The organism is Xanthomonas sp. CFBP 8151, from assembly GCF_011761885.1.
Classification (GTDB): Bacteria; Pseudomonadota; Gammaproteobacteria; order Xanthomonadales; family Xanthomonadaceae; genus Xanthomonas; species Xanthomonas arboricola_B.
In genome coordinates, this window is sequence record NZ_JAASQZ010000001.1 from 624926 (window position 1) to 648342 (window position 23417).

12 protein-coding genes and 1 pseudogene are annotated in these 23417 nt (G+C 66.8%); 8 read left to right on the forward strand and 5 right to left on the reverse strand.

Translation table 11 applies throughout. The features are described 5' to 3' along the window. The first annotated feature begins 33 nt into the window (after positions 1-33). The 6 genes and pseudogenes from FHT08_RS02700 (at position 34) to FHT08_RS02725 (ending at position 10204) form a co-directional block, all read left to right on the forward strand. Positions 34-1107, forward strand: coding sequence for an efflux RND transporter periplasmic adaptor subunit (locus FHT08_RS02700; RefSeq protein ID WP_047130381.1), 1074 nt, complete (start codon positions 34-36; stop codon positions 1105-1107). After that, positions 1104-4229 (forward strand): efflux RND transporter permease subunit, encoded by a 3126-nt coding sequence (locus FHT08_RS02705; protein WP_166774210.1) that lies wholly within the window; start codon positions 1104-1106, stop codon positions 4227-4229. The genes FHT08_RS02700 and FHT08_RS02705 overlap by 4 nt, the downstream gene beginning before the upstream one ends. 295 nt (positions 4230-4524) lie before the next feature. Then, positions 4525-7200, forward strand: a complete 2676-nt coding sequence (locus tag FHT08_RS02710) for a M1 family metallopeptidase (protein ID WP_166774211.1) — start codon at positions 4525-4527, stop codon at positions 7198-7200. A 109-nt stretch (positions 7201-7309) separates the two neighbouring features. Next, a pseudogene (locus tag FHT08_RS02715) lies at positions 7310-7447 on the forward strand (GNAT family N-acetyltransferase); the annotation flags it as partial. A gap of 322 nt (positions 7448-7769) precedes the next feature. Beyond that, complete coding sequence (locus FHT08_RS02720) at positions 7770-8693, forward strand: TrmH family RNA methyltransferase (protein ID WP_166774212.1); 924 nt, start codon at positions 7770-7772, stop codon at positions 8691-8693. Further along, positions 8690-10204 (forward strand): carboxylesterase family protein, encoded by a 1515-nt coding sequence (locus FHT08_RS02725; protein WP_166774213.1) that lies wholly within the window; start codon positions 8690-8692, stop codon positions 10202-10204. Before FHT08_RS02720 ends, FHT08_RS02725 begins: the two co-directional genes overlap by 4 nt. A 253-nt stretch (positions 10205-10457) precedes the next feature. On the opposite strand, the gene FHT08_RS02730 is transcribed toward FHT08_RS02725, so the two are convergent. Then, the gene (locus tag FHT08_RS02730; protein WP_166774214.1) at positions 10458-12422 is read right to left on the reverse strand and encodes a glycoside hydrolase family 97 protein; all 1965 of its coding nucleotides are present in this window, start codon (positions 12420-12422) and stop codon (positions 10458-10460) included. A gap of 219 nt (positions 12423-12641) precedes the next feature. Here FHT08_RS02730 and FHT08_RS02735 point away from each other — a divergent pair, with 219 nt between their 5' ends. Beyond that, on the forward strand, positions 12642-16112 hold the full coding sequence (locus FHT08_RS02735) for a LamG-like jellyroll fold domain-containing protein (RefSeq protein ID WP_166774215.1): 3471 nt from the start codon (positions 12642-12644) through the stop codon (positions 16110-16112). Positions 16113-16253: 141 nt separating this feature from the next. Next, positions 16254-19190, forward strand: a complete 2937-nt coding sequence (locus FHT08_RS02740; RefSeq protein WP_166774216.1) for a TonB-dependent receptor — start codon at positions 16254-16256, stop codon at positions 19188-19190. 237 nt (positions 19191-19427) lie between these two features. Here the strand turns inward: FHT08_RS02740 and FHT08_RS02745 are convergent, their stop codons facing one another. From FHT08_RS02745 to FHT08_RS02760, 4 genes are all read right to left on the reverse strand, one after another. After that, on the reverse strand, positions 19428-20480 hold the full coding sequence (locus FHT08_RS02745; protein WP_104604942.1) for a LacI family DNA-binding transcriptional regulator: 1053 nt from the start codon (positions 20478-20480) through the stop codon (positions 19428-19430). Between the two features lie 187 nt (positions 20481-20667). Further along, positions 20668-22086, reverse strand: a complete 1419-nt coding sequence (locus FHT08_RS02750; protein WP_104604940.1) for a M28 family peptidase — start codon at positions 22084-22086, stop codon at positions 20668-20670. A 109-nt stretch (positions 22087-22195) separates the two neighbouring features. Next, positions 22196-22627, reverse strand: coding sequence for a large-conductance mechanosensitive channel protein MscL (gene mscL, locus FHT08_RS02755; RefSeq protein WP_046344017.1), 432 nt, complete (start codon positions 22625-22627; stop codon positions 22196-22198). A gap of 60 nt (positions 22628-22687) precedes the next feature. Then, on the reverse strand, positions 22688-23401 hold the full coding sequence (locus FHT08_RS02760; protein ID WP_016903332.1) for a fumarylacetoacetate hydrolase family protein: 714 nt from the start codon (positions 23399-23401) through the stop codon (positions 22688-22690). Positions 23402-23417: the final 16 nt, after the last annotated feature.

Genomic DNA, 23417 nt, shown 5'->3' on the forward strand with positions numbered 1-23417 from the left:
TAAACTTTCGACGTACCCCGCCAGGATGTTCCGATGCTTGTTCGACCCAGCGCGCGTTTCGGCGCAGCGCTCTTGTTGGCCGTCGCGCTGGCCGGTTGCAGCCGTCAGGCCGCCGCGCCGGCCGCCGCAAAACCCATCCCGGTCTCTGTGCAGGCGGTGACCACCCAGCCCTGGAACTCGACCGTGCAGTCGATCGCCACCGTGCGTGCGCGCGAATCGGTGGCGCTGACCGCGGCGGTGAGCGATGTGGTGGAGCAGGTCAATTTCGACAGCGGCGACGAGGTCAAGGCCGGGCAGTTGCTGCTGCGGCTGCGCGGCAATTCGCAGCAGGCGGCGCTGACGGCCGCCCAGGCCACCTTCGAAGAAACCGATCAGCTGTACCGGCGCCAGTTGAGTCTGGTTGGCCAGCAGCTGGTGGCCAAATCCACCGTGGATACGCAACGCGCGCTGCGCGATGCGGCGCAGGCACGCGTGCAGCAGATGCGCGCGGAGATCACCGACCGCGAGGTGCGTGCGCCGTTCTCCGGCGTGCTCGGCATCCGTCAGATCAGCCCGGGCTCGTTGATCACCTCCAGCACGGTGATCGCCACGCTGGACGATGTGGCGCGCATGTACGTGGACTTCCAGGTGCCGGAGTCGCAGTTCGGCCTGGTGCAGCTCGGCAACCCCGTCAATGGCACCGCGGCGGCGTATCCGGGCCAGCAGTTCGAAGGCGTGGTGGCGGCGATCGATTCGCGCATCGACGAGACCACCCGCTCGGTGACGGTGCGCGCGGATTTCCCCAACGGCGATCGCCGCCTGCGCCCGGGCATGCTGCTGGATGTGCGCCTGTTCCAGCCGGCGCGGCAGGCGGTGGTGATCCCGGAAATTGCGGTGGTGCAGGTGGGGCGCGAGTCCTACGTGTTCCGGGTCAAGCCCGACAGCAGCGTGGAGCGCGCCGACGTGCGCCTGGGCGAGCGCCGCGACGGCAAGGTGGAGATTCTCGACGGGGTCAAGGCCGGTGAGCGCATCGTGGTGGACGGCACCGGCAAGCTGCGTCCGGGCCTGAAGGTGGTCGATCAGGCCGCCCCCGCATCTGCAGCGGCGCACCCGCAGGCAGCACGATGAAGCTCTCCGACCTGTCCATTACCCGCCCGGTGATGGCGGTGGTGATGAGCCTGCTGCTGATCGTGCTGGGGGTGATGTCGTTCACCCGGCTGACCTTGCGCGAGTTGCCGGCGATCGACCCGCCGATCGTGTCGGTGGATGTGGAATACACCGGCGCCTCGGCGGCGGTGGTGGAAAGCCGCATCACCCAGGTGCTGGAAGACGCACTGGCCGGCATCGAAGGCATCGAGACCATCGAAGCGCGCAGCCGCAATGGCGCTTCCGATATCAGTATCGAATTCGTGCAGTCGCGCGATGTGGAAGCCGCCGCCAACGATGTGCGCGATGCGGTCAGCCGCGTCTCCGACCGCATGCCCGACCAGGCGCGTCCGCCGGAGATTTCCAAGGTCGAGGCCGACGCCGACCCCATCCTGTGGCTCAACATGAGCTCCAGCACGATGGATACGCTGCAGCTGTCCGACTACGCCGAGCGCTACGTGGTGGACCGCTTCTCCAGCCTGGATGGCGTGGCGCAGGTACGTATCGGCGGGCGCCAGCGCTATGCGATGCGGATCTGGCTGGACCGCGATCAACTGGCCGCGCGCGAACTCACCGTGGCAGACGTGGAAGCGGCGCTGCAGAACGAGAACGTGGAGCTGCCGGCCGGCAGCATCGAATCGGCACAGCGCGATTTCACCTTGCGCGTGGAGCGCAGTTATCTCAAGCCCGAGGACTTCGCCAAGCTGCCGCTCAGCAAGGGCGAGGGCGGCTATGTGGTGCGCCTGGGCGACGTGGCCAGGGTCGAGCTGACCTCGGCCGAGCGCCGCGCCTACTTCCAGAGCAACGGCGTGCCCAATGTGGGCCTGGGCATCGTGCGCAACTCCACTGCCAACGCGCTGGACGTTGCACGCGAGGCGCGCGCGCAGGCCGAGGAGGTGCAGAAATCGCTGCCGCAGGGCACCAACATCTTCGTCGCCTTCGACACCACGACCTTCATCGATGCGGCGGTGGAGCGCGTCTATCACACGCTGATCGAAGCGGTGGTGCTGGTGCTGGTGGTGATCTGGGTGTTTCTGGGCAGCGCACGTGCGGCCCTGATTCCTGCAGTGACGGTGCCGGTGTGTCTGATCGCCGCGTTCATCGCGCTGTACGCGTTCGATTTTTCGATCAACCTGCTGACCTTGCTCGCGCTGGTGCTGTGTATCGGTCTGGTGGTGGACGATGCCATCGTGGTGGTGGAAAACATCCAGCGCCGCATCGACCTGGGCGAGCCGCCCTTGGTGGCCGCCAAGCGCGGTACCGGCCAGGTCGCCTTCGCAGTGATCGCCACCACCGCGGTGCTGGTGGCGGTGTTCCTGCCGGTGGGCTTTCTGGAAGGCAATACCGGGCGCCTGTTCCGCGAGCTGGCGGTGGCACTGGCGGCAGCGGTGGCGATCTCCGCCTTCGTGGCGCTGACGCTGACGCCGATGATGTCGTCCAAGCTGTTGCGCTCGCATGGGCAGGCCAGACCCAATCGCTTCCATCGCTGGTTCGATGGCCGCATGCAGGCGGTGTCCGGTGCGTACGGTCGCTCGCTGGAGCGGCACGTGCATCGCAGCTGGATCTTCGCGCTGTTGATGCTGTTGGCACTGGGTGCCAGCGCATGGTTGATGAGCCGGATTCCCTCCGAGCTGGCACCGGCCGAAGACCGCGGCAATTTCCAGATCATGATCGACGGGCCCGAAGGCGCCGGCTTCGATTACACGGTCGGGCAGATGCATCAGGTCGAGGCGATGCTCGGCCCCTATGTGGGCCCGGACAAGCCCATCGTGCGCGCCAACCCGCGCGTGCCGGGCGGCTTCGGCAGCAGCGAGGAAATGCACACCGGCCGGGTCAGCGTGTTCCTGCAGGACTGGGAGAAACGCACCCGCCCGACCACCGAGGTGGCCGACGAACTGCAGCAGAAGCTCAACGTGCTCAGCGGCGTGCGCGCACGCACGCAGGTGAGCGGCGGGCTGGTGCGCAGCCGCGGGCAGCCGTTCCAGCTGGTGCTGGGCGGGCCGGATTATGCGGAGATCGCGCAGTGGCGCGACCGCATCCTGCAGCGCATGGAAGCCAATCCCGGCCTGGTCGGCCCGGACTCGGACTACAAGGAAACCCGCCCGCAGATGCGCGTCAACATCGACCGCCTGCGTGCGGCCGATCTGGGCGTGCCGGTGACCGCGATCGGTGGCGCGCTGGAGGCGATGATGGGCTCGCGTCGCGTGACCACGTTCGTGGACAACGGCGAGGAGTACGACGTGATGCTGCAGGCCGGCCGCGAAGGCCGCATGGCGCCGGAAGACCTCACCGCCATCCGCGTGCGTTCCACGCGTGGCGAGCTGATTCCGCTGTCCAACCTGGTCACGCTCAGCGAAGTGGCCGAGGCCGGCACCCTGAATCGCTTCAACCGCCTGCGTGCGATCACCATCAGTGCCGGCCTGGCGCCTGGCTACCCGCTCGGCGAGGCGATCGACTGGGCGCAGCAGACCGCACGCGAGGAATTGCCCGAGTATGCGCAGGTGGACTGGAAGGGCGAATCACGCGAATACCAGCAATCCGGCAGCGCGGTGCTGCTGACCTTCGGCATGGCCTTGCTGGTGGTGTATCTGGTGCTGGCCGCGCAGTTCGAAAGCTTCGCCCATCCGTTGGTGATCATGCTCACGGTCCCGTTGGCAGTGCTGGGTGCACTGGTCGGGTTGTGGGTCACCGGCGGTACGCTCAATCTGTTCAGTCAGATCGGCATCGTGATGCTGGTGGGGCTGGCGGCCAAGAACGGCATCCTGATCGTGGAGTTCGCCAATCAGTTGCGCGACGAAGGCCGCAGCGTGCATGAGGCGATCGTGGAATCGGCATCGGTGCGCCTGCGTCCGATCCTGATGACCTCGATCGCCACCGTGGTCGGCGCGATTCCGCTGGTGGTGGCCGGCGGGCCCGGCTCGGCCAGTCGCGCCACGATCGGCGTGGTGGTGATCTTCGGCGTGTCGCTGTCCACGTTGCTGTCGCTGTACGTGGTGCCGGCGTTCTACAGCCTGATCGCGCCATTCACCAAGTCGCCCGAAGCGGTGGCGCGCGAACTGGAGACCCTAGAGGCGCAGACGCCGTCGGTGGGTGGGCACGCCTGAGTGATACCGGCAGCGGTGCGCTGCTGCCGGTTGTCGGCGACGCGGGATGCTGCGGCCGGCCTTGATCGCGGCGTTTGCATGCGGCTGCATTGCGAACAAAATCCAACAGCGGGGCGCAGGCTGTGCCCAGCGGGCGCGGCAGCGCCAGGCCAGCGCGATTGATGCGACGCCGCAGCGCGGCCGGTTGCCCTTGCGGGCGGCGCGCCCACCGCGTCGGCAGCGCAATGACTAAGGTCACATGACAGGCATGCCCGGCTGTGGTCGACTTCGGCGGTTACCCTGCCCGGAATCGCCAATGCGTCGTCTCGCCTGCCTGCTTGCACCCTCTCTCCTTGCGCTGTGCTGCGGCACCGCGCTGGCGCAGTCCTCCGGCGAGCCGGTGCCCAATGGCCGCCTGCCGACCTGGGCGGTGCCCGAGCGCTACAGCCTGTCGTTCAAGATCGATCCGGACCAGAGCGAGTTCAGCGGGCGCACCAGCATCCGCGTGCAGCTCAAGCAGGCCTCCGATCACCTCTGGCTGCACGGCAAGGAGCTGAAGGTCAGCAAGGTCACGGTCAAGCCGGTCAAGGGCAAGGCGCTGACCGCCCGCTATGTGGAAGCCGATGCGCAGGCCGGTGTGGTGCGACTGGATTTCGGCCGTACGCTGCAGCCGCAGACGCTCACCGTGGACATCGTCTACAGCGCACCGCTCAACCAGCAGCTGCAGGGTCTGTATCAGGTGAAGTACCAGGGCCAGGCCTATGCGATGACGCAGATGGAGCCGATCAGCGCGCGCTACGCGTTCCCCGGTTTCGACGAACCCGCATTCAAGACCCCGTTCGACCTCAGCCTGACCGTGCCCACCGACGACCAGGCACTGGCCAATACCATTGCCACCTCGACCAAGCCGGCCGGCAAGGGCTGGAAGATGGTGACCTTCGCCCCGACCGTGCCGCTGCCGACCTATCTGGTCGCCTACGCCGCCGGACCCTGGGATGTGGTGGACGTGCCGGCCATGCCGGCCACCCCGCAGCGCCCCAACCCGACCCCGTTGCGCGGCATTGCCGCCAAGGGCCAGGGCCCGCGCATCACCCCGGCGCTGGACCAGACCCCGGCGATCATCGCCGCGCTGGAGGACTATTACGCTTTCGGTTATCCGTTCGACAAGCTCGATCTGGTCGCCGCCCCGGACTTCAGCGCCGGTGCGATGGAAAACCCGGGGTTTGTCACCTTCCGCGACTGGCTGCTGTTGCTGGACAAGGACTCGCCGGCCGAGAACGTGCAGCGCTCCTTCAACACCAACGCACATGAGCTGGCCCACCAGTGGACCGGCGACGCCGTCACCATGGAATGGTGGGACGACCTGTGGTTGAACGAGGCGTTCGCCACCTGGATGCAGCAGAAGATCACCATGCAGCTGCACCCGGAATACCGCGCCAATCTGGACCGCATCGGCGGCGCGCAGCATGCGATGGACAACGACAGCCTGGTCAGCGCGCGTAAGATCCGCCAGCCGATCACCGGCAACGGCGATATCGAGACTGCCTTCGACGGCATCACCTACCAGAAGGGTGCGGCGGTGCTGGCGATGTTCGAGGCCTTCGTCGGCGAAGACGTGTTCCGCCAAGGCATGCGCGCCTATATCGCCAAGCACACCTTCGGCAGCGCCACTGCCGACGATCTGGTCGATGCGATCGCCGATGCCGCCGGTAAGGGCGAGGAATTCAAGGCCGCATTCCGCAGCTTCCTCAATCAGCCGGGCGTACCGTATCTGCAGACCCAGCTCGCCCGCGAAGGCGGCAAGACCGTGGTCAAGCTGCAGCAGCAACGCTACCTGCCGCTGGGCTCCACCGGTTCCACTGCGCAGCAATGGGGTGTGCCGGTGTGCGTCAAGTACGGCAAGGGCAAGAACCAGGTCGGCACCGCCTGCCAGATGCTTGCAGACGGCAGCGGCAGCATCGTGCTGGACGGCGCCGGCAAGAACACCTGGGTGTTCCCGAACGCGCGTGGCGCCGGCTACTACCGTTTCAGCCTGCCCAAGAAGCAGCTGGCTGAACTGGGCAAGCAGGTCGGCCAGCTCGACGACAACGAACGGCTGGCCTACGCCGATGCGATCGATGCGGCCTACCGCCACGGCGATACCGACGGCGACGCCGTGCTGGCAGCGCTCCAGCAGTTGGCGCCGTCCGAATCTTCAGATGTGTCCACGGCGCTGCTGGACCGTTTCGTGTGGATCTGGCGCTACCAGGCCACCAGCGAGGCCCAGCGCGGCGCGCTGCGCAAGGCGGCCGAACAGGCGTATCTGCCGCGTCTGCGTCAGCTGGGTTACACGCGGCGTAGCGGCGAGTCGATCGACGACACCAGCTTGCGCTCGGCGCTGGCCGGGCTGATGGCGCTGCGTCTGCAGAATGCGGAAGTGCGCAAGGCACTGCTGGCGCAGGGCGATGCGGTGCTGGCCGGCGGCAACGGCACACTGGACTTCTCCAAAGCCAATCCGGATCTGCTCGGCACCGCACTGGCGGTGACCGCGCAGGAGCGCGGCGCACCGGCGGTGCAGAGCCTGATCGGTGCACTGCGCACGCATGCCGACCCGGCGCAGCGCAACGCCATGATCGCCGCCTTGGGCACGCTGCAGGACCCGGCGCTGCTCAAGCAGGTGCGTGATTTCGCGCTGACCGATGCGATCAAGGTGGGCGAGATGAAGAGCCTGCTGATGCGCGGTCATAGTGACGAGGCCTCGCATGCGTCGATGTGGCCGTGGTTCACCGCCAACTTCGACCGTATCGTGCAGCGCAGCGGCTCGTTCGACGGCGGCGGATTGCCGGCGCTGGGTGCGTCCGGCGGCTGCAGCGTGGAAGAAGCCGACCGCCTGGATGCGTTCTTCAAGCCGCGCCTGGCCACGCTCAGCGGCGCCGACCGCGGCATGGCGCAGACCGGCGAGACCATCCGCCTGTGCGCCGCGCTCAAGCAGGCACAAACCGCCAGGCGCTGAGCCGCGGCCTGCGGCCCGGGTGTGCGGTATCGGCAGTGTCGATACCGCGCACATCACATCAAGAACGGCGACAAGCAACTGCATGTTCCGCCAGCGGGCGCGGCGGGACCATCCGGCATCGGCCAAGGTGCTGCTGCGCAACGGCTTGGTCGAAGAAGGCTGTAGCCGCTGCGCGATCTTGCGGCCGGATGGGCTGCACGATTTGCGCGTGTTCGCGCGGGTGGGGTTGCCGGACGATCTGGACTGATCCCGGCCATGTGCGCTGGCGAACGCGTCGGCCAGGCGCGTTTGCGCGCTGCAGGCTGTCGCAGATCCGTCACCGGCATCGGCGCCGATCGCGCGTGTCCTGCATGGCGTCAACGTCAACCGAGTCACCCGAACTGCAGGGCCTCGAAGGCTGCGCTTGGGCTGCTTCGTATACGGCGCGTTGCGCCAGTGGCTTACCATCGTCGCCAATGCGTCTGCACCGCCGGCTGCGCCGGCCCGCAGGATGACGAACACCGCTGGTGGCAGAAGGGGCGATACCGTCCCCGCAGAGCCGGCAAGCAACACGAACCTTGGATACGACGATGACACAGCATGATGGACGGGGCGGACGACCGCCGCGCGATGGCGGCAGCTCCGGCGCCTCGCACAATCCCTGGGGTCGCGCCGCGCCGCGCACACCGGCAGCGCGGCCGCCGGCACAGCAGGCGCCAACGGCTTACACGCCTGCTGCTGCGCAGGCCGCGGCGTCATCGTCCGGCGGCAACGCGCGCGAACTGCGGCTGTACGGCATCAACGCCGTGCAGGCCGTGTTCAAGGCGCGCCCGGAGGCAGTGCGCAAGCTGTACTTGAGCCAGGCGCGCATTCCGCAGTTCAAGGCCTTGCTGGCCTGGTGCGTGGCCCAACGCATCGGTTACCGCGTGGTCGAGGAAGCCGATCTCAGCAAGCTCGCCGCCAGCACGCACCACGAAGGTGTGGTGGCCGATGTGCTGCGCGTCGCCCCGCAGCCGTTGCAGGACTGGCTGGCCGCGTTGCCGCAGGGGCCGGTGCTGGCGCTGTGGCTGGATGGCGTGGGCAACCCGCACAACTTCGGCGCGATCCTGCGCTCGTCCGCGCACTTCGGGGTGGCCGGCCTGCTACTGCCTGCCGGCGCCACGCTGGGTCTGTCCGGCGCAGCCGCGCGCGTGGCCGAAGGTGGCGCCGAAGCGGTGCCGCTGGTGCAACTGCCCGAGACCGCAACGGCGATGGCGCAGCTGCGTCAGGCCGGTTTCGCGGTGGCGGCCACGCTGGTGGAGGGCGGTCAGGACGTGTTCGCCGCCGCGCTGTCGCAACGGCTGGTGTATGTGATGGGCGCGGAGAGCGAGGGCATGGACCGCCAGTTCGCGCGCGATTGCGACCTGCAGTTGTCGATCCGCGGCAGCGGCAAGGTCGAAAGCCTCAACGTGGCCTCGGCCACCGCCGTGTTCCAGGCCGCCTGGCGTGCCCGCGCGCTGAGTGGAGAAGCGTGATGCGCCTGTGTGCCGGTCTGCTTGCCGCCGCTTGCGCGTTGAGCGTCAGCGCGCATGCTGCAGCGGCATCCACGCCCGCGGCACCGCCACAGGTGCGCACCGATCACGGTCTCGTGCGCGGGCAGTGGCAGGACGACGGCAGTGCGGTGTTCCGCGCGATTCCGTTTGCCGCACCACCGCTGGGCGCGCTGCGTTGGCAGCCGCCGCAACCGGCTGCCGCCTGGTCGGACGTGCGCGATGCCACCCAGGCCGCCACCCCGTGCGTGCAACCGGCGCTGGGCTGGAACAACGCCATGGCCAGGCGCGGCAGCGAAGACTGTCTTTACGTCGAAGTGCAGACGCCAACGCTGCAGCCGGCCAAGCCGCTGCCGGTGTTCGTCTGGATCCACGGCGGCGCCAATGTGGCCGGCGGCGCCGATGGTCATCTGCCGACCAACCTGGTCGCACAGGGCATGCTGGTGGTGACGCTGCAGTACCGGCTCGGCGCGCTCGGCTTCCTGTCGCTGCCGGAACTGCGCGATGGCGACCATCAGGCCGCCGGCAACTACGCCTTGCTCGATCAGATCGCTGCGCTGCGGTGGGTGCGCGACAACATCGCGCAGTTCGGTGGCGATCCTGCGCGGGTCACCATCGCCGGGCAGTCGGCCGGTGGCCAGGATGTGGGCTTGCTGATGCTCAGCCCGCTGGCACGCGGCCTGTTTTCGGCGGCGATCGAGCAGAGCGGCACCGCCGGGTTCGGATTGCCGGCGCGTTCGCTGGAGGACAATCGCGCGCTGGGTGTGGAGATCGCCAAGCGCGCCGGCATCGATGAGCCTGCCACGCGTCTGGCGCAGCTGCGCGCGCTGCCGGTGGAGCAGCTGATCGAGGCCGGGCAGGATGTCGACGTGCCGGCACTGGATGACGATGGCTACATCTGGCTGCAGGCGGTCGTCGATGGGCGCGTGCTGCCGCGTGCGCCGGCCGCGTTGCTGGCCGACGGTGCACAGGCCAGGGTGCCGCTGTTGATCGGCTATGTGGTGCAGGAGCTGGAATACGGCGGCAAACAGGGCGCGCAGGCGCGGCTGCGTCGCGACTATCCCGCGCAGGCCGACGCCGTGCTGCAGACGCTACGCACGCATGCGACGCAGCGTGCCGCACGGCAGGGCGACGCGCCGATGCAGCTATCCACCGATCTGACCTTCCGTTGCCCGGCAGTGACCGTTGCCCAGCACCAGGCCGCGCTCGGCGTGCCGGTGTGGCAGTACGTGTTCGATACCGCCGCACCGGGCGGGCAGGTGACGCATAGCGCCGAGCTGCCGTTCCTGTTCAAGGGCCTGCCGATCGGCCAGCCGCCGGTGAGTCTGCAGCGCTACTGGGCCGCCTTCGTGCAGCGTGGCAATCCCAACACCAGCGGCTTGCCGGACTGGCCGGCATTTGCGCCCAAGCATGCGGCATTGCAGTTCGACGCCAGCGGCGTGCGCCAACTCAAGGATGCGCGCCCGGCCGTGTGCGCAGGCATGGACTTGCCCTGACGGATCGCGCGCACTGCGCGCGCGGTCAACGCACTTCAACGTGCGCAGCCCCGCCCGCCGATGCAGAAGCCGCCGTTGCGCATTTCCGACGGCACGCTGATGCGGGCGACAACCGCACCCGGGGCAGACGGATAGCTGTAACCGGCCATTGCCAGCGTGCAGCAGGGCGGCTGCTCCACTCTCAGTGACGGCCGGCGTTGCATGGGAGGGGTGGCCACCGCTGCATCGCACTCCACCATACACATGGCTGGTGTTACCTTTTTTGCAGCCGCACGGCGGCACCGCCGTTTGCAGCCAATGGCAGCTTCAAGCTGTCGTTGGAGGTGAGCTTGCGCGTGTCGATGTGCACGTCCGTCGGGGCTGCGCCATCGGTGTAGATGGTTGCGGTCCAGCTGCCCTTGCCCAGGAATGCCAACGGCAAGGTCAGCGTGCGTGCCTGCTCGTTGGTCATCGCGCCTACGTACCAATCCTTGCCGCTGCGCCGCGCCAGCGCGATGTGCTCGCCGATGGCGCCATCCAGTGCGCGCGTCTCATCCCAACTTGCCGGCACATCGCGCAGGAACTGCGCTGCCGGCACGTTTTCGTACTGCTCCGGGCTGTCGGCGACCACTGCGAACGGGCTTTCGTAGACCACATACATCGCCAGTTGCTGCGCACGCGTGGTCATCACCTGCGGGGCGATGTGCTGCATCTTGAACTCGGCCGGGCGCACGTTGCGGAAGCCGCCCGGCGTGTAATCCATCGGCCCGAGCAACATGCGCGTAAACGGCAGCGTGAGGTTGTGAGTGGCAGTGATGCGCGTGGTCCACTTGTTGTACTCGGCGCCGAGCACGCCTTCCTGGGTGAGGTAGTTGGGATAGGTGCGGGTCAGGCCGGTGGGGTGATAGGCGCCATGCAGGTCCACCAGCAGTCTGTGCTCGGCGGCCTTGACTAGCAGACGGTGATAGAAATCCACCATCTGCTGGTCGTCGCGGTCCATGAAGTCGACCTTGATGCCCTTGATGCCGAGTTGCTGATACCAGGCGAGTGCTTGGTCCATGTGCGCATCCAGTGCGCGCCAATGCGCCCACAGCCACAGCCCGACATCGCGCTGCCGTGCGTAGGCCACCAGGCCGGGCAGGTCGAGCTGCTCCACCGGCCGGCGGATGTCGGCATCGACGTTGTACTGGCCATCGCCGGTGCTGCCGAAATACCAGCCGTCGTCGATCAGCATGTATTGCAGCTTCAATTGCTGCGCGTGATCGATGTAGCGCTCAATCGTGGCGGTGTTCATGCCCGGCTGCGCCACGCCGCTGGCCAGTGCGCCGGACCACCAATCCCATGCCGATTTGCCCGCGCGCACCCAGCTGGCATCGAAGGCCGGCGGCGGGTTGAGCGCAGAAATCAGATTGGATTCGATCAGGCTGGCCGGGCTGTCACCCAGCATGATCACCCGCCACGGCGTGGCGAAATCGCGGCCTTTGGCATTGAAGCGCACGGCCAGCTTGGGGTTGTCCAGACGTGGCGACAATTTCGCCGACACGCCCAGGCCGCCATCCTCGCGGCCGGTGAGATACAGGCCGGCATAATCGCGCAGGTTCGCCTCGGCAATCGCCAGCGTGGTGCCGCCGGCATCGGTCTGGCACACCAGCGGCAACTCGAGCAGGTTGTGCGGGCGCAATCTGGATGCGGCGATCGCATCGTATTCGCCCTCGTGGCTGGTGCCGAAGCGTCCCAGGTTCAAGCTCCAGCATGCGTAGTCGCTGGGGAATGCAAAGCCGGTGAGTTCATTGCGAATCCGCACCTCGCCGGCGTCGGGCAGCACGTAACGCAGCGCAACACCGTCGTCGTAGGCACGCAGTTCCACCGTCAGGCGGCGTTGCTTCGGGTCTGCCAACTGCACGCGCAGTGCGCGGTAGTGATCGCGCGCCTGGCGCGTCTTGCCCACGGGCAGGGCGAACCGGCTGTCATGCGTTTCGGTCGTGCTGCCCTGCAGCGTCATCGCCTTGCCGAGCGTATTTGCGCGGCCCAGATCCAGTCCGAGCGGGGCATCGTCGAGCACGACTTTGTTGCGATACAGCACGCGATAGGTCGGCACGCCGCCCTCGCGCAGCGAGAATTCCACCTGCGTACGTGCGTCGGGCGACTGCACCTGCAAACGCTGCGCAACTGCAGGCAGCGCGATCGAACACAGCAGCGCGCACGCCGCCGGTAATGCGGAATGGATCAGGTTTGGCATGAGTCCCTCCTCCTGGAAGCGCCAACCCTAGCGCAGAACGGTTGTCGTCGATATCCACCTGGGGTAACGTTACCTCGCACCATGGCCGCTGAAACAGGGGCGGCAGCCACGGGCGGCATCACGACAGATGCAATGACAGGGCGACGACGCGTCGCTCTGGCGGCTGTGTCGACGCGATGTACACCGTTGCTTGGCAGTAGAGCTTGGGAGAGGCCTCTAATGCTGATGGTTCGCAAGGCGTTCCGCCGTGGAGCGCTATGGTTGTTGTGTGCCTGCATCGCGTGGAGTGCAGTGCAGGCTGCACCCGCAGATGCCGATCCGCCCGGTCCTTACGACGTGCGCGTGCTCGCCGGCGGTGGCGGGCTGAGCAAGAAGCTCGCCGCCGGGACACCGCTGCTGGCCGCCGATGCGGATTGGAGCGTGTCCGGTTGGGTGCGGCCGTCCAGCGGGACCACCGGCCCAGCGTTGATTGCCGGCCTTGGCGATCCGCAGGCGGCCGGCCGTTTCTTCGTCATCGACAACGGCCTGCTGGGCTTTGCCCAGGGCGCCGAGCATGTGCTGCGCAGCAAGCAGCCGCTACGCGTCGGCGTCTGGACGCAGGTCGCCGCGATTGCACAGGGCACGCGCTTGAGCCTGTATGCCAATGGCCGCCAGGTCGCCAGCGGCAGCGTGCAGCAAAGCGCGGTCGCGCCCACGCTGGTGTTCGGTCCGCGCCAGCAACCGGCGGCGTACACGCAGCATTTCGGCGGCCAGATCGCAGCCTTCACCGCGCAGGCCGGTGCACTGGATGCGGCGGCCATCGCACGGCTTGCCAGACAGACGCCGGATCCTGCGCTGCAGCGCTTCGAAGACGCATCGCCCGGCTGGCCTGTGCAGATCAAACAGATGGCGGGTCAACTCGCACCGCAAGCGGCGGCGACCCTGCCGCGCAGTGCGGCGCCATTCTCGGCGCCGGTCGCCAGGCCGGTGTCGGATGTGCCTGCGTTGCAGGCGCTGGATGCCGCGTCATGGCGGGTCGGCGCATGGCAACTCGCTGCGGCACCAGAGCTCGGCCAGGCCAGCGGTGCGACGCTGTCGCGCAGCGATGACGCGTCCGGCAAGACCCGCTGGCATGCCGCGACCGTGCCGGGCACGGTGCTCACCACGCTGGTCGATCGTGGCGTGTATCCGGATCCGGATATCGGCCTCAACAACATGGCGATTCCCGAATCGCTGAGCCGGCAGGACTGGTGGTACCGCAGCAGTTTCGATCTGCCTGCAGCGTTGCAAGGCAAGCGACTGGAGCTGCTGTTCAACGGCATCAACTACGCCGGCGAGATCTGGGTCAATGGCACTCAGGTCGGCCGCACCCGCGGCGCATTCGCACGCGGCCGCTTCGATGTCAGCAAGCAGCTCAAGCCGGGCAGGAATGTCATTGCGGTGCGGGTGTCGCCGCCACCGCATCCCGGCATCGCGCACGAACAGTCGATGACGGCAGGCGTCGGCGAAAATGGCGGCATGCAGGCGCTGGACGGGCCGGCCTTCATCGCCAGCGAGGGCTGGGACTGGATTCCGGCGGTGCGCGATCGCAATGCCGGTCTGTGGCAGGACGTGCAACTGCATGCGACGGGTCCGGTGGCACTCGGCGACACGCAGGTCGTCACCGCACGGCTGGCACCCGATCACCGCCGCGCGGAACTCGAAATCAACGTGCCGCTGCGTAACGACACCGTCGCAGCGGTGCGGGGCACATTGCAGCTGGCCTTCGGTGATGTGCGCATCCGGCGCGAGGTCAACGTGCCGGCCGGTGGCAGCACGCTCAAGCTCACCGCCGCCGATACGCCGCAGCTGGTCATTACCAATCCGCGCCTGTGGTGGCCCAACGGCTATGGCGAGCCGGCGCTGTACACCTTGCAGGCCAGCGTCGAGGTGGCCGGTGCGCCATCGGATGCGCAGCAGCTGCGCTTTGGCATTCGTCAGGTGACCTACGAACTGTCGTTGTTCGACGACGATGGCGCGTTGCGCCGCGTCTTGGTCGATCTCAATCAGGCCCGGCAACGCGGCGAGCGCATCGTCGACGTGCGGCATGCGGCGATCCGGCCGGTAGCGGGCGGCAATGCACAATCGTTGTATCCCGGCGCGTTGTCTTCGCCGGCCGTGCAGCAGCTCGACGACACCAGTCTGGCCCCGCATCTGGCGCTGCGCATCAACGGTGTGCGCATTGCGGTGAAGGGCGGCAACTGGGGCATGGACGACTGGCGCAAGCGGGTCTCGCGCGAGCGGCTGGAGCCCTACTTCCGCCTGCAGCGCGATGCGCATTTCAATGTGGTGCGCAACTGGGTGGGACAGAACACCGAAGCCAGCTTCTTCGAGCTGGCCGACGAGTACGGCATGCTGGTGTTCAACGACTTCTGGCAGTCCACCCAGAACTACAACATGGAGCCGGCCGACGCGGCGCTGTTCCTGGACAATGCCGCCGAGGTGATCAAGCGCTTCCGCAATCATCCTTCCATCGTGCTGTGGTTCGGGCGCAACGAAGGCGTGCCGGCGCCGATCCTCAACGAGGGCCTGGACACCCTGGTTGCCGAACTCGATGGCACGCGCTGGTACACCGGCAGTTCCAACGAGATCAATCTGCAGGTCAGCGGCCCGTACAACTACCGCGAGCCGGTGGCGTACTTCAATAAACTGGCGCAGGGCTTTTCGGTGGAAGTGGGCACGCCTTCGTTCTCCACCCTGGAGTCGTTCAAGGCTTCGGTACCGGCGGTGCAGGACCAGTGGCCGATCGGCGATGCCTGGGCGTACCACGACTGGCACCAGTCCGGTAATGGCGACACTGCCAGTTTCATGCGCTCGCTGACCGACAAGCTCGGTGCGCCGACCAGCCTGGCCGACTTCGAACGCAAGGCGCAGCTGCTCAACTACGAAACGCATCGCGCCATCTTCGAAGGTTTCAACGCGCAGCTGTGGAGCAAAAACAGCGGGCGGCTGCTATGGATGAGCCACCCGGCCTGGCCCAGCAACATGTGGCAGATCTACAGCCACGACTACGATACCCATGCGGCCTACTACGGTGTACGCAACGCGGCAGAGATGCTGCATGTGCAGATGAACCTGCCCGGGCACGAGGTGGTGGTGGTCAACAACGCGGCCGAGCCGGTGAGCGGCCTGCGTGTACGCGCGGACGTCTATGCTGCGGACGGGAGGCTGCTGCAGCAGCGCGAGCAGGCGCTGGAGGCTGCGGCGGTTTCGGTCTCGGCACCGGTGCTGCAACTGGCGCCGTTGCTCAAGGAGACCAATGGCCTGGGCTTTGTGCGGCTGCAATTGCTCGATCGTAATGCGGCCGTGCGTTCGCGCAATTTCTACTGGGTGGCGCGCGATGCGGCCGCGATGCGCGGCCTGGATGCGCTGGCGGCAGTGCCGGTGCAGCTCAGCACGCAGCTGCAGGAGGGTGCGGAACCGGTGCTGCGCGCCAGCGTGCGCAATGCCTCGCAACAGGTTGTGCTCAACACCAAGCTGACCCTGGTGGACGCGCAAGGCCAACGCATCCTGCCGGCGTACTACAGCGACAACTACCTCAGCCTGGTGCCGGGCGAGCAGCGCGAGGTCGAGATCCGCGGCCCGTCCGCGGCGAGCTTGCGCAATGCCACGCTGCAGGTGCGCGGCTGGAATGTCGAACCATCAACAGGCGTTGCCAACGGGCTTCCGTAGCGGCGCCAGCGAGCTGCCACGCCGTGCCTGCACACGGCGTCCGCACTGACGCGCCGATTGCGCGTCAGCCAATACCGCATTGCCGTTGCTGCAATGCCATTCGAAACGGTCGTGGATTGTCGTCATCCCTGGGAGGGGACCATGAACAAGCTGCATTCGAACACCCGCCACACCCCACTGGCCGCCGCGCTCGCGGCTGCACTCACCCTGCTTGCCGGCAGCGCAGGCGCACAGGACGCCGGCACCGCCGCCGAAGTCACCGACCTGGACAAGGTCATGGTCAAGGGCGTGCGCGGCGCGCAGGCCGAGGCCATCGAGAACAAGCGCACCGCCGCGCAAATCATCGACTCGATCTCTGCCGAAGACATCGGCAAGTTGCCCGATGTCACCATCACCGATTCGCTGCAACGCGTGCCCGGCGTGCAGATCCGACGTTCGGCCGGCGAGGGCTCGCAACTCAATATCCGCGGCATGCCGCAGGTGCAGACCACCATGAACGGCGAGTTGTACCTGAGCGCCGGTGGCGGCGACCAATACGGCCAGCCGAACATCGGCCGCGCGCAGCCGGATTTCGTCGACATCCCACCGACGCTGTTCAGCGGCGTGGACGTGATCAAATCGCCGACCGCCGCCGATCTGGATGGCGGCATCAGCGGTACCGTCTCGCTGAAGACGCGGCGCCCGTTCGATTTGCCTGAAGGCTGGACCTTCAGCGGCCAGGCCGAAGGCTCCTACGGCGACCGCGTGCAGGAACTCAACGAGCTGTACTCGGGCCTGGCCAGCTTCCGCACCGAGCGTTGGGGCGCGTTGCTGGCCGTGTCGTACTCCGATGCCACGCTGGAAAACAAGCATCCCAGCGTATATTCCAATGGCGCGCAGAAATCCACCGAGCAGAATGTGGGCTTCGATTTCAACGGCGACGGGCGCATCGGCAGCAACACCGACCCCAGCAATCTGCCGCGCGATTATTTCTACAACTGGGTCGCCACCGAACTGGACAACCGCAGCACCGATCGCCAGCGCACCGGCATCAACGGCTCGTTCCAGTTCAACATCAACGATTCGTGGACGGTGTTGGCCGATGCGGCCTACACCAAGCTCGAAGACCAGGACACCTCGGTCGCCGCGCAGCTGCACACCGGTTGGGCCACCAACCAGTTGCAGCCCGGGTCGGTGGTCGATTCCAACGGCGTACTGGAATACGGCCAATTCCGCTACAACCGCTTTCAGGCCCATTCGATGGCCGGCGTTGCCGACTCGGACGCGCTCAACACCAATCTGGAGCTGCGCTTCGATGATGGCGGCCCCTTGCGTGCCTCGCTGCGCTGGGTACATGGCGATGCACAGCGCACCTACGACGAAGCGCGTGCCGATGCGGTGGTGACGCGTGGCGATCAGATTACGCGCGCCGGCGGCGTCACGCAGTGGGCGAACGCCAACGGCTTGCCGACAGTGGATGCCGCGGTGGATTTCCGCGGCACCTATCCGGCAATCGACCTCGGTACCGACGTGTCCAACCCGGACAACTGGCAGCTGATGTCGACCTGGGCGCAGGGCAACAAGATCGAGGCGACGATGGACGCGTTCCGCGCCGATGGCACCTTCGAGTTCGACGAGGGCGTGGTGCGCGGCTTCCAGTTCGGCATCCGTTACGGCGAGCGCGAGGTCAAGCTGGACACTTATCGCTATCTGTCGCCGGTGTCGACCAGCTGCGCCGACCCGAACCGCTCGCTGTACTACTTCAAGGATCCGCTGATCGTGGACACCTGCAGCGGCGTCTCCGAAGCGCGCCTGCTGCCGTTCAATTCGATTCCCGGTTACTGGGCGTATTTCAACGACTTCGATCCGCTCAAGGTCACCGGCCTGGGCAGCCAGGGCCTGCCGGCGATCAACCCGCAGGTCATGAAGGACCCGGTGGGCTATCTCAACAGCCTGTACCCCGGCAACGTGGCCTACCAGCAGGCCGCCGATTCGTACAAGGTCGCCGAAAAGAGCACCGCGGCGTACTTTCTGGCCAACCTGGAAGGCGGTACCGGCAGCGCGGTCCCGTGGACGGCCAACATCGGCGCGCGCATCGTGCAGACCAAGCTGGCGATCGACCAGTACCTGAGCAGCGGCAACGTGTTCATCGGCAATGTCGAATGGAATGGCGTCAGCCCGGCGATCGGTACCAATCGCCTGAACCGCCAGTACACCGACGTGCTGCCCACCGCCAACCTGTCGCTGGACATCACCGACGCGCAGAAGCTGCGCTTTGCCTACAACAAGGCCGTTGCGCGCCAGGACCTGCCCGATCTCGGGCGTGGGCTGGTGAGCTTCTATGCGGTCAACGGCACGCCGCCGCGTAACCCTTCCTTGCCCTCGGATGCGGTGTTGTTCCTCAATGGCCGCTCCGGCAATCCGGATCTCGATCCGTATCGCGCCACCAACTACAACGCTTCGTGGGAATGGTATTTCTCCGATGCGTCGTTGGTCAGCGTGGGTGCGTTCCTGATCGATGTGAAGTCGTTCCCCACCATGGTGACCAATATCGAGCTGTTGCCCGACGCCGATGGCGTGGCGCGGCTGGGCGGCCCGGTGGAGCGCATCGTCAACGGCGGTGGCGGCAAGATCAAGGGCTTTGAAGTCGGCTACCAGCAAGCCTTCGACTTCCTGCCCGGCTGGTTGAGCGGCCTCGGTACCAACATCAACTACACCTTCTCCGACGCTGATACCGACAACACCGATATCGAAGGCAACACCTTGCCGATCGGCGACAACTCCAAGCACCAGGCCAACGCAGTGCTGTGGTACCAGAAGGACAAGCTGCAGGCGCGCGTGGCCTACAACTGGCGCAGCAAGCGCTTCAGCCAGGTCAACAGCGGTGCGTGGGGCGACGAGCTGGCGATCTGGAACGACGACGTGGGCTATCTCGATGCGTCCTTCAGCTACGACGTCAACGATCACCTGACCCTGTACGCCCAGGCGACCAATCTGACCGGCGAAAGCGAGCGGCGCTACGCGCAGTGGACCAACCACTACTACGACCAGAACATCTTCGAGCGTCGTTACTACGCCGGCTTGCGTCTGCGTTTCTGATCCGGCCGCACCGTCGTGCGACACGGCGCACCCCCGCGCCGTGTCGCGCATGTTCCGCTGTCGTCACTCTCCAAGCGGTCATTGCGTGTTCTTCCCGTCGCCGTTGATTGCGGCGCTGCAGTACGCCTGACGGCAGCGTCAGGCACCCTCCCATTCGGCCGCATCGTCGGGAAGCGATGCGGCCGTTTTTTTGTGTGTCAGGGCGCAGGCGTCACACGATGCGGATCGACGCACCGCTTACCGCGCCGGCGGAGCCGCCGTCGAGCCGCGCTTGACCACGGTGTACTTCATCACCTGGTGCACGCCCTGCGCGGGATCGCCCCTACGTCGCTGGCGGATCGCATCGGCTAGCAGCGACACCGCCGCGCGGCCCATCGCGGTGACCGGTTGATGCACGGTGGTGAGCTCGGGCCAGATGGTGGTGGCAACCGGGGTGTCGTCGAAGCCGGCGACCGACACGTCCTCGGGCACGCGCAAGCCCAGGCCGTGTGCGACCGCAACGGCCGCAGCCGCCATATCGTCGTTGCTGCAGAACAGGGCGGTAGGCGGTTGGGCCTGTGCGAGCAGGCTGCGCGCGGCGAGCAGGCCGGAGCGATAGGTGAACAGACCGTCTGCCATCAACTCTTCGGCCACAGGCAGGCCGGCAGCCTGCAGGCTGTCGAGATAGCCATTGGCACGCAACGCGCTTGGCGTGTGCTTGGGGTCGCCCTTGATCAAGGCGATGCGGCGATGGCCCAGTTCGATCAGGTGGTCGACGATGGCGCGCGCGGCCTGGTAATCGTCGATGCGCACCGAGCTGATTTGCGCCATCGGTGCGCCGCTCGCCACCGCCACGACCGGGATGCCGCGTGCATCGAGCTCGGCGATGGTCTGGCGCGAATCGCATAACGGTGGCGGCAGGATCACGCCGTCCACGCCGGCCGCCAGCAAACGTTCGGTGGCGGCGCGCTGGCTGCGGATGGCGCCGCATTTTTCCACCAGCACCTGGCTGCCATTGAGGCTGCTCTGCTCGAGCAGGCCGAGCATGAACTGATTGAGATACGCCGCGCTGGGATTGCTGTACAACACCCCGATGCGCAACAGGCCGCTGGTGCGCAACGAACGGCCCGCCAGGTTGGGGCGGTACCCCAATGCCTGGACCGACGCCTCCACGCGCCCACGCATCTCCTTGCCGACATGCGGGTGGCGGTTGATGACGCGCGACGCCGTCATCGGCGAGACGCCGGCGTGCTTGGCGACATCCAGCAAGGTCGCTGCGGTGTTCGCACTGCGTTGGCGCTTGGCCGCCATTGTGTGTGCTCGTCCTGGAGGGGAAGCGAAGTGCGGGGGTGTGCTTGGGCCCGCGGCGCACCAGACATGCCCGGCCGCTGGCAATCGTCACTGCCGATGTCGGGTCTCGGCACAGACAACGCGCGCCCTGCGCCCCCTGTGCCGCGCGCACTCAACCGAGGTGCGCCCGCGGCGTCGTCAAATGCAGTTACTCGCTCGGCGGCTGCACACCCTTCGCGCGGCTGCCGAAATCGCCATCGGCTTCGGCCGCCAGGTACGCAAACACCGTGTAGGCCGCGACATTTTGCGCAAGCGCCTTGGGGTCGATCTTGTCCAGCGTGTCGTCGGCGGTATGGTGCAGATCGAAGTAGTCGGTGCCGTCCTGCGCCAGCCATGCCCAGGCGCCACCCTTGGCGGAAATCGGCCCGACGTCCGGGCCAGGGCCGCCCTTGCTCGGCTCATACGCGATGCCCAACGGCGCGAGGACCTCGGCAATCTGTCTGGTCGCTGCGCGCGACTCGTCCGGTGCCGCCGAGCCGGTGTTGAACGCATAGATGCGCCCGGCACCGAAGTCGCTCTCTGCACCGATCTGATGCAGCGCCATGTCCTTGGCGTCCTTGCCGTGCGCGGCCGCATACGCCTTGCCGCCGTACAGGCCCTGCTCCTCGTTGGCGAAGGCCACTACGCGGATGCTGCGCTTGGGCGCCTGCTTGAGTTGGCCGATCAGGTGGCCTGCGGCCATGGTGATCGCCACGCCGGCGCCGTCGTCGATCGCGCCGGTGCCCAGATCCCACGAATCCAGATGCCCGCCGATCACCACCACTTCCTTCGGCTTGCTGCGCCCGGTGATTTCGCCGATGACGTTGTACGAGGTCGCCGTGCCATCCCAGCCGCAATCCAGTGCCAGCCGCACACGCGTGCTGCCCAGCGCGGTCAGGCGCGCAAGCTGGTTGGCATCGGGTACCGACAACGCCGCTGCCGGCACCGGCGTCACGCCTTCATCGAAACGGGTGATGCCGGTATGCGGCACACGGTGCGAGTCGGTGCCGGCCGAGCGCATCACGAAGCCGATCGCACCCTTGCGGATCGCTTCCGACGGGCCTTTGCTGCGTACTGCGCCGCCATTGCCGTAATCCTTGCCGTCGCGCGCCTTGGTCATCTGGTAATCGACGAATGCGATCTTGCCGGCCAGCGAGCCGGCCGGTGCGGCCTGCAGTGCGGCCAGGCTTTCGAAGCGCACCACCTCGCCTTCGACGGTGCCGCCCGGGCTGCCACCCAGTGCGGTGATGTGCAGGGGCTGCGCATGCGCGCCGATCACCGCGGCCTGTTCGCTGCGCCGCTGCCACTTCGGAAAGCTCACCGGCTCGGTCCACACCTTGTCAAAGCCCAGCGACTGGAACTTGGCCTTGGCCCAGGCCACCGCGCGCGGGTCGGCCTCGCCACCGGCAATGCGTGGGCCCACTTCGGTGGTCAACGATTCCACCACCGCAAAGCCGGTGGTGTCGGCCAGGGCCTGCTCGCGCAGCTGCGCGGCGGTGCGCAATGCGCCATCGGCGATGGAGGTCTGTGCGGCAAGTGCGGGCGCGCAGGCGAGGAGGGCAGAGATGGCAACAGCGAGGCGACGCATGCAGGGCGGCTCCAACGACAAGGGGACCCCGAGCTTATCAGCGCGAGGTCCCCCGTCTGCGTGCGAAAGGTCATCCTCCTGCACGAAGTCGCGCAGCGGACGTGTCCGCTTACGGCACGCCAGGTGTCTTGAGCGTGTCGTTCTTCAACGCATCGCGGATCTCGCGCAACAGCAGCACTTCTTCGCTCGGGCCCTTGGGGGCATCAGGCTTGCGGTGGGTCAGGCGGTTGATCAGCTTGACCACCATGAAGATCGCGAAGGCGATGATCACGAACTGCACGACGGTGTTGATGAAATCGCCGTAGCCGATCGCCACCGCCGGAATTTCCTTGCCGGTGGCATCGACGCCGGCTGGCTTGAGCACCCATGCCAGGCGCGAAAAATCCACATTGCCGACGGCCCAGCCGATCGGCGGCATGATGATCTTTTCCACCAGCGCAGTGACGATCTTGCCGAACGCTGCACCGATGACGACACCGACCGCCAGGTCGATGACATTGCCACGCATCGCGAATTGCTTGAATTCGCTGACCATTCCCATAGCGCACTCCAGATGCGGTCGCGGACCAACTGCCGCGGCGTGATCGTAGCGGGCTGGGTGTCAGCCCGCGATGATGCCGTGGCGCTCGGCGACGTTTTCCAGGCGTGCGCTGAACTGATCGCCCGGCAGCAGCGGGCCGACACCGGCCGGCGTGCCCATGAAGATCAGGTCGCCCGCGCGCAATGCGTAGAGCTTGGAGAGCTCATGCAGGATCTCGGGCACGTTCCAGATCATCTGATCCAGCAACGACTGCTGACGTACCTGGCCGTTGACCTCCAGCGACAGGTTCAAGGCTTCCAGCGCGCCTACTTCGCCGGCATGCACCAACTCGCTGATCGGCGCGGAGTGGTCGAATCCCTTGGCGATGTCCCACGGCAGGCCCTTGGCCTTGGCGGCCGCCTGCAGATCGCGTCGGGTCAGGTCCAGGCCCACGCCATAGCCGTAGATCAGCGCTTCTGCCTGCTCCACCGGCAATTCACCGGCCGGCGCATCGCTGCCCAGTGCCACCACCAGCTCCACTTCGTGGTGCAGTTCCCTGGTGCCGGGCGGATAAGGAATGTGGTCGCCATGACCGACCACGATCGCATCGGCAGGCTTCATGAAAAACGTCGGCTGGCCACGCTCTGCCTTGGAGGCTGGCGCAGTGGCGCCCATTTCGCGCGCGTGATCGGCAAAGTTGCGGCCGACGCAGTAGATGCGGTGCACCGGAAAGTTGCCGCCACCAACCACCGGAATGCGCGGAACATCGGCGGCGGGAATCACATCGTGGGTCATGCACGCATCCTTGGGG

Excerpts from the sequence above, each read along its gene's own strand:
- FHT08_RS02700 (WP_047130381.1), top strand. The coding sequence starts at position 34 with ATGCTTGTTCGACCCAGCGCGCGTTTCGGCGCAGCGCTCTTGTTGGCC.
- FHT08_RS02705 (WP_166774210.1), top strand. The coding sequence starts at position 1,104 with ATGAAGCTCTCCGACCTGTCCATTACCCGCCCGGTGATGGCGGTGGTG.
- FHT08_RS02710 (WP_166774211.1), top strand. The coding sequence starts at position 4,525 with ATGCGTCGTCTCGCCTGCCTGCTTGCACCCTCTCTCCTTGCGCTGTGC.
- FHT08_RS02720 (WP_166774212.1), top strand. The coding sequence starts at position 7,770 with ATGACACAGCATGATGGACGGGGCGGACGACCGCCGCGCGATGGCGGC.
- FHT08_RS02730 (WP_166774214.1), bottom strand. The coding sequence starts at position 12,422 with ATGCCAAACCTGATCCATTCCGCATTACCGGCGGCGTGCGCGCTGCTG.
- FHT08_RS02735 (WP_166774215.1), top strand. The coding sequence starts at position 12,642 with ATGCTGATGGTTCGCAAGGCGTTCCGCCGTGGAGCGCTATGGTTGTTG.
- FHT08_RS02740 (WP_166774216.1), top strand. The coding sequence starts at position 16,254 with ATGAACAAGCTGCATTCGAACACCCGCCACACCCCACTGGCCGCCGCG.
- FHT08_RS02745 (WP_104604942.1), bottom strand. The coding sequence starts at position 20,480 with ATGGCGGCCAAGCGCCAACGCAGTGCGAACACCGCAGCGACCTTGCTG.
- FHT08_RS02750 (WP_104604940.1), bottom strand. The coding sequence starts at position 22,086 with ATGCGTCGCCTCGCTGTTGCCATCTCTGCCCTCCTCGCCTGCGCGCCC.
- mscL (WP_046344017.1), bottom strand. The coding sequence starts at position 22,627 with ATGGGAATGGTCAGCGAATTCAAGCAATTCGCGATGCGTGGCAATGTC.
- FHT08_RS02760 (WP_016903332.1), bottom strand. The coding sequence starts at position 23,401 with ATGACCCACGATGTGATTCCCGCCGCCGATGTTCCGCGCATTCCGGTG.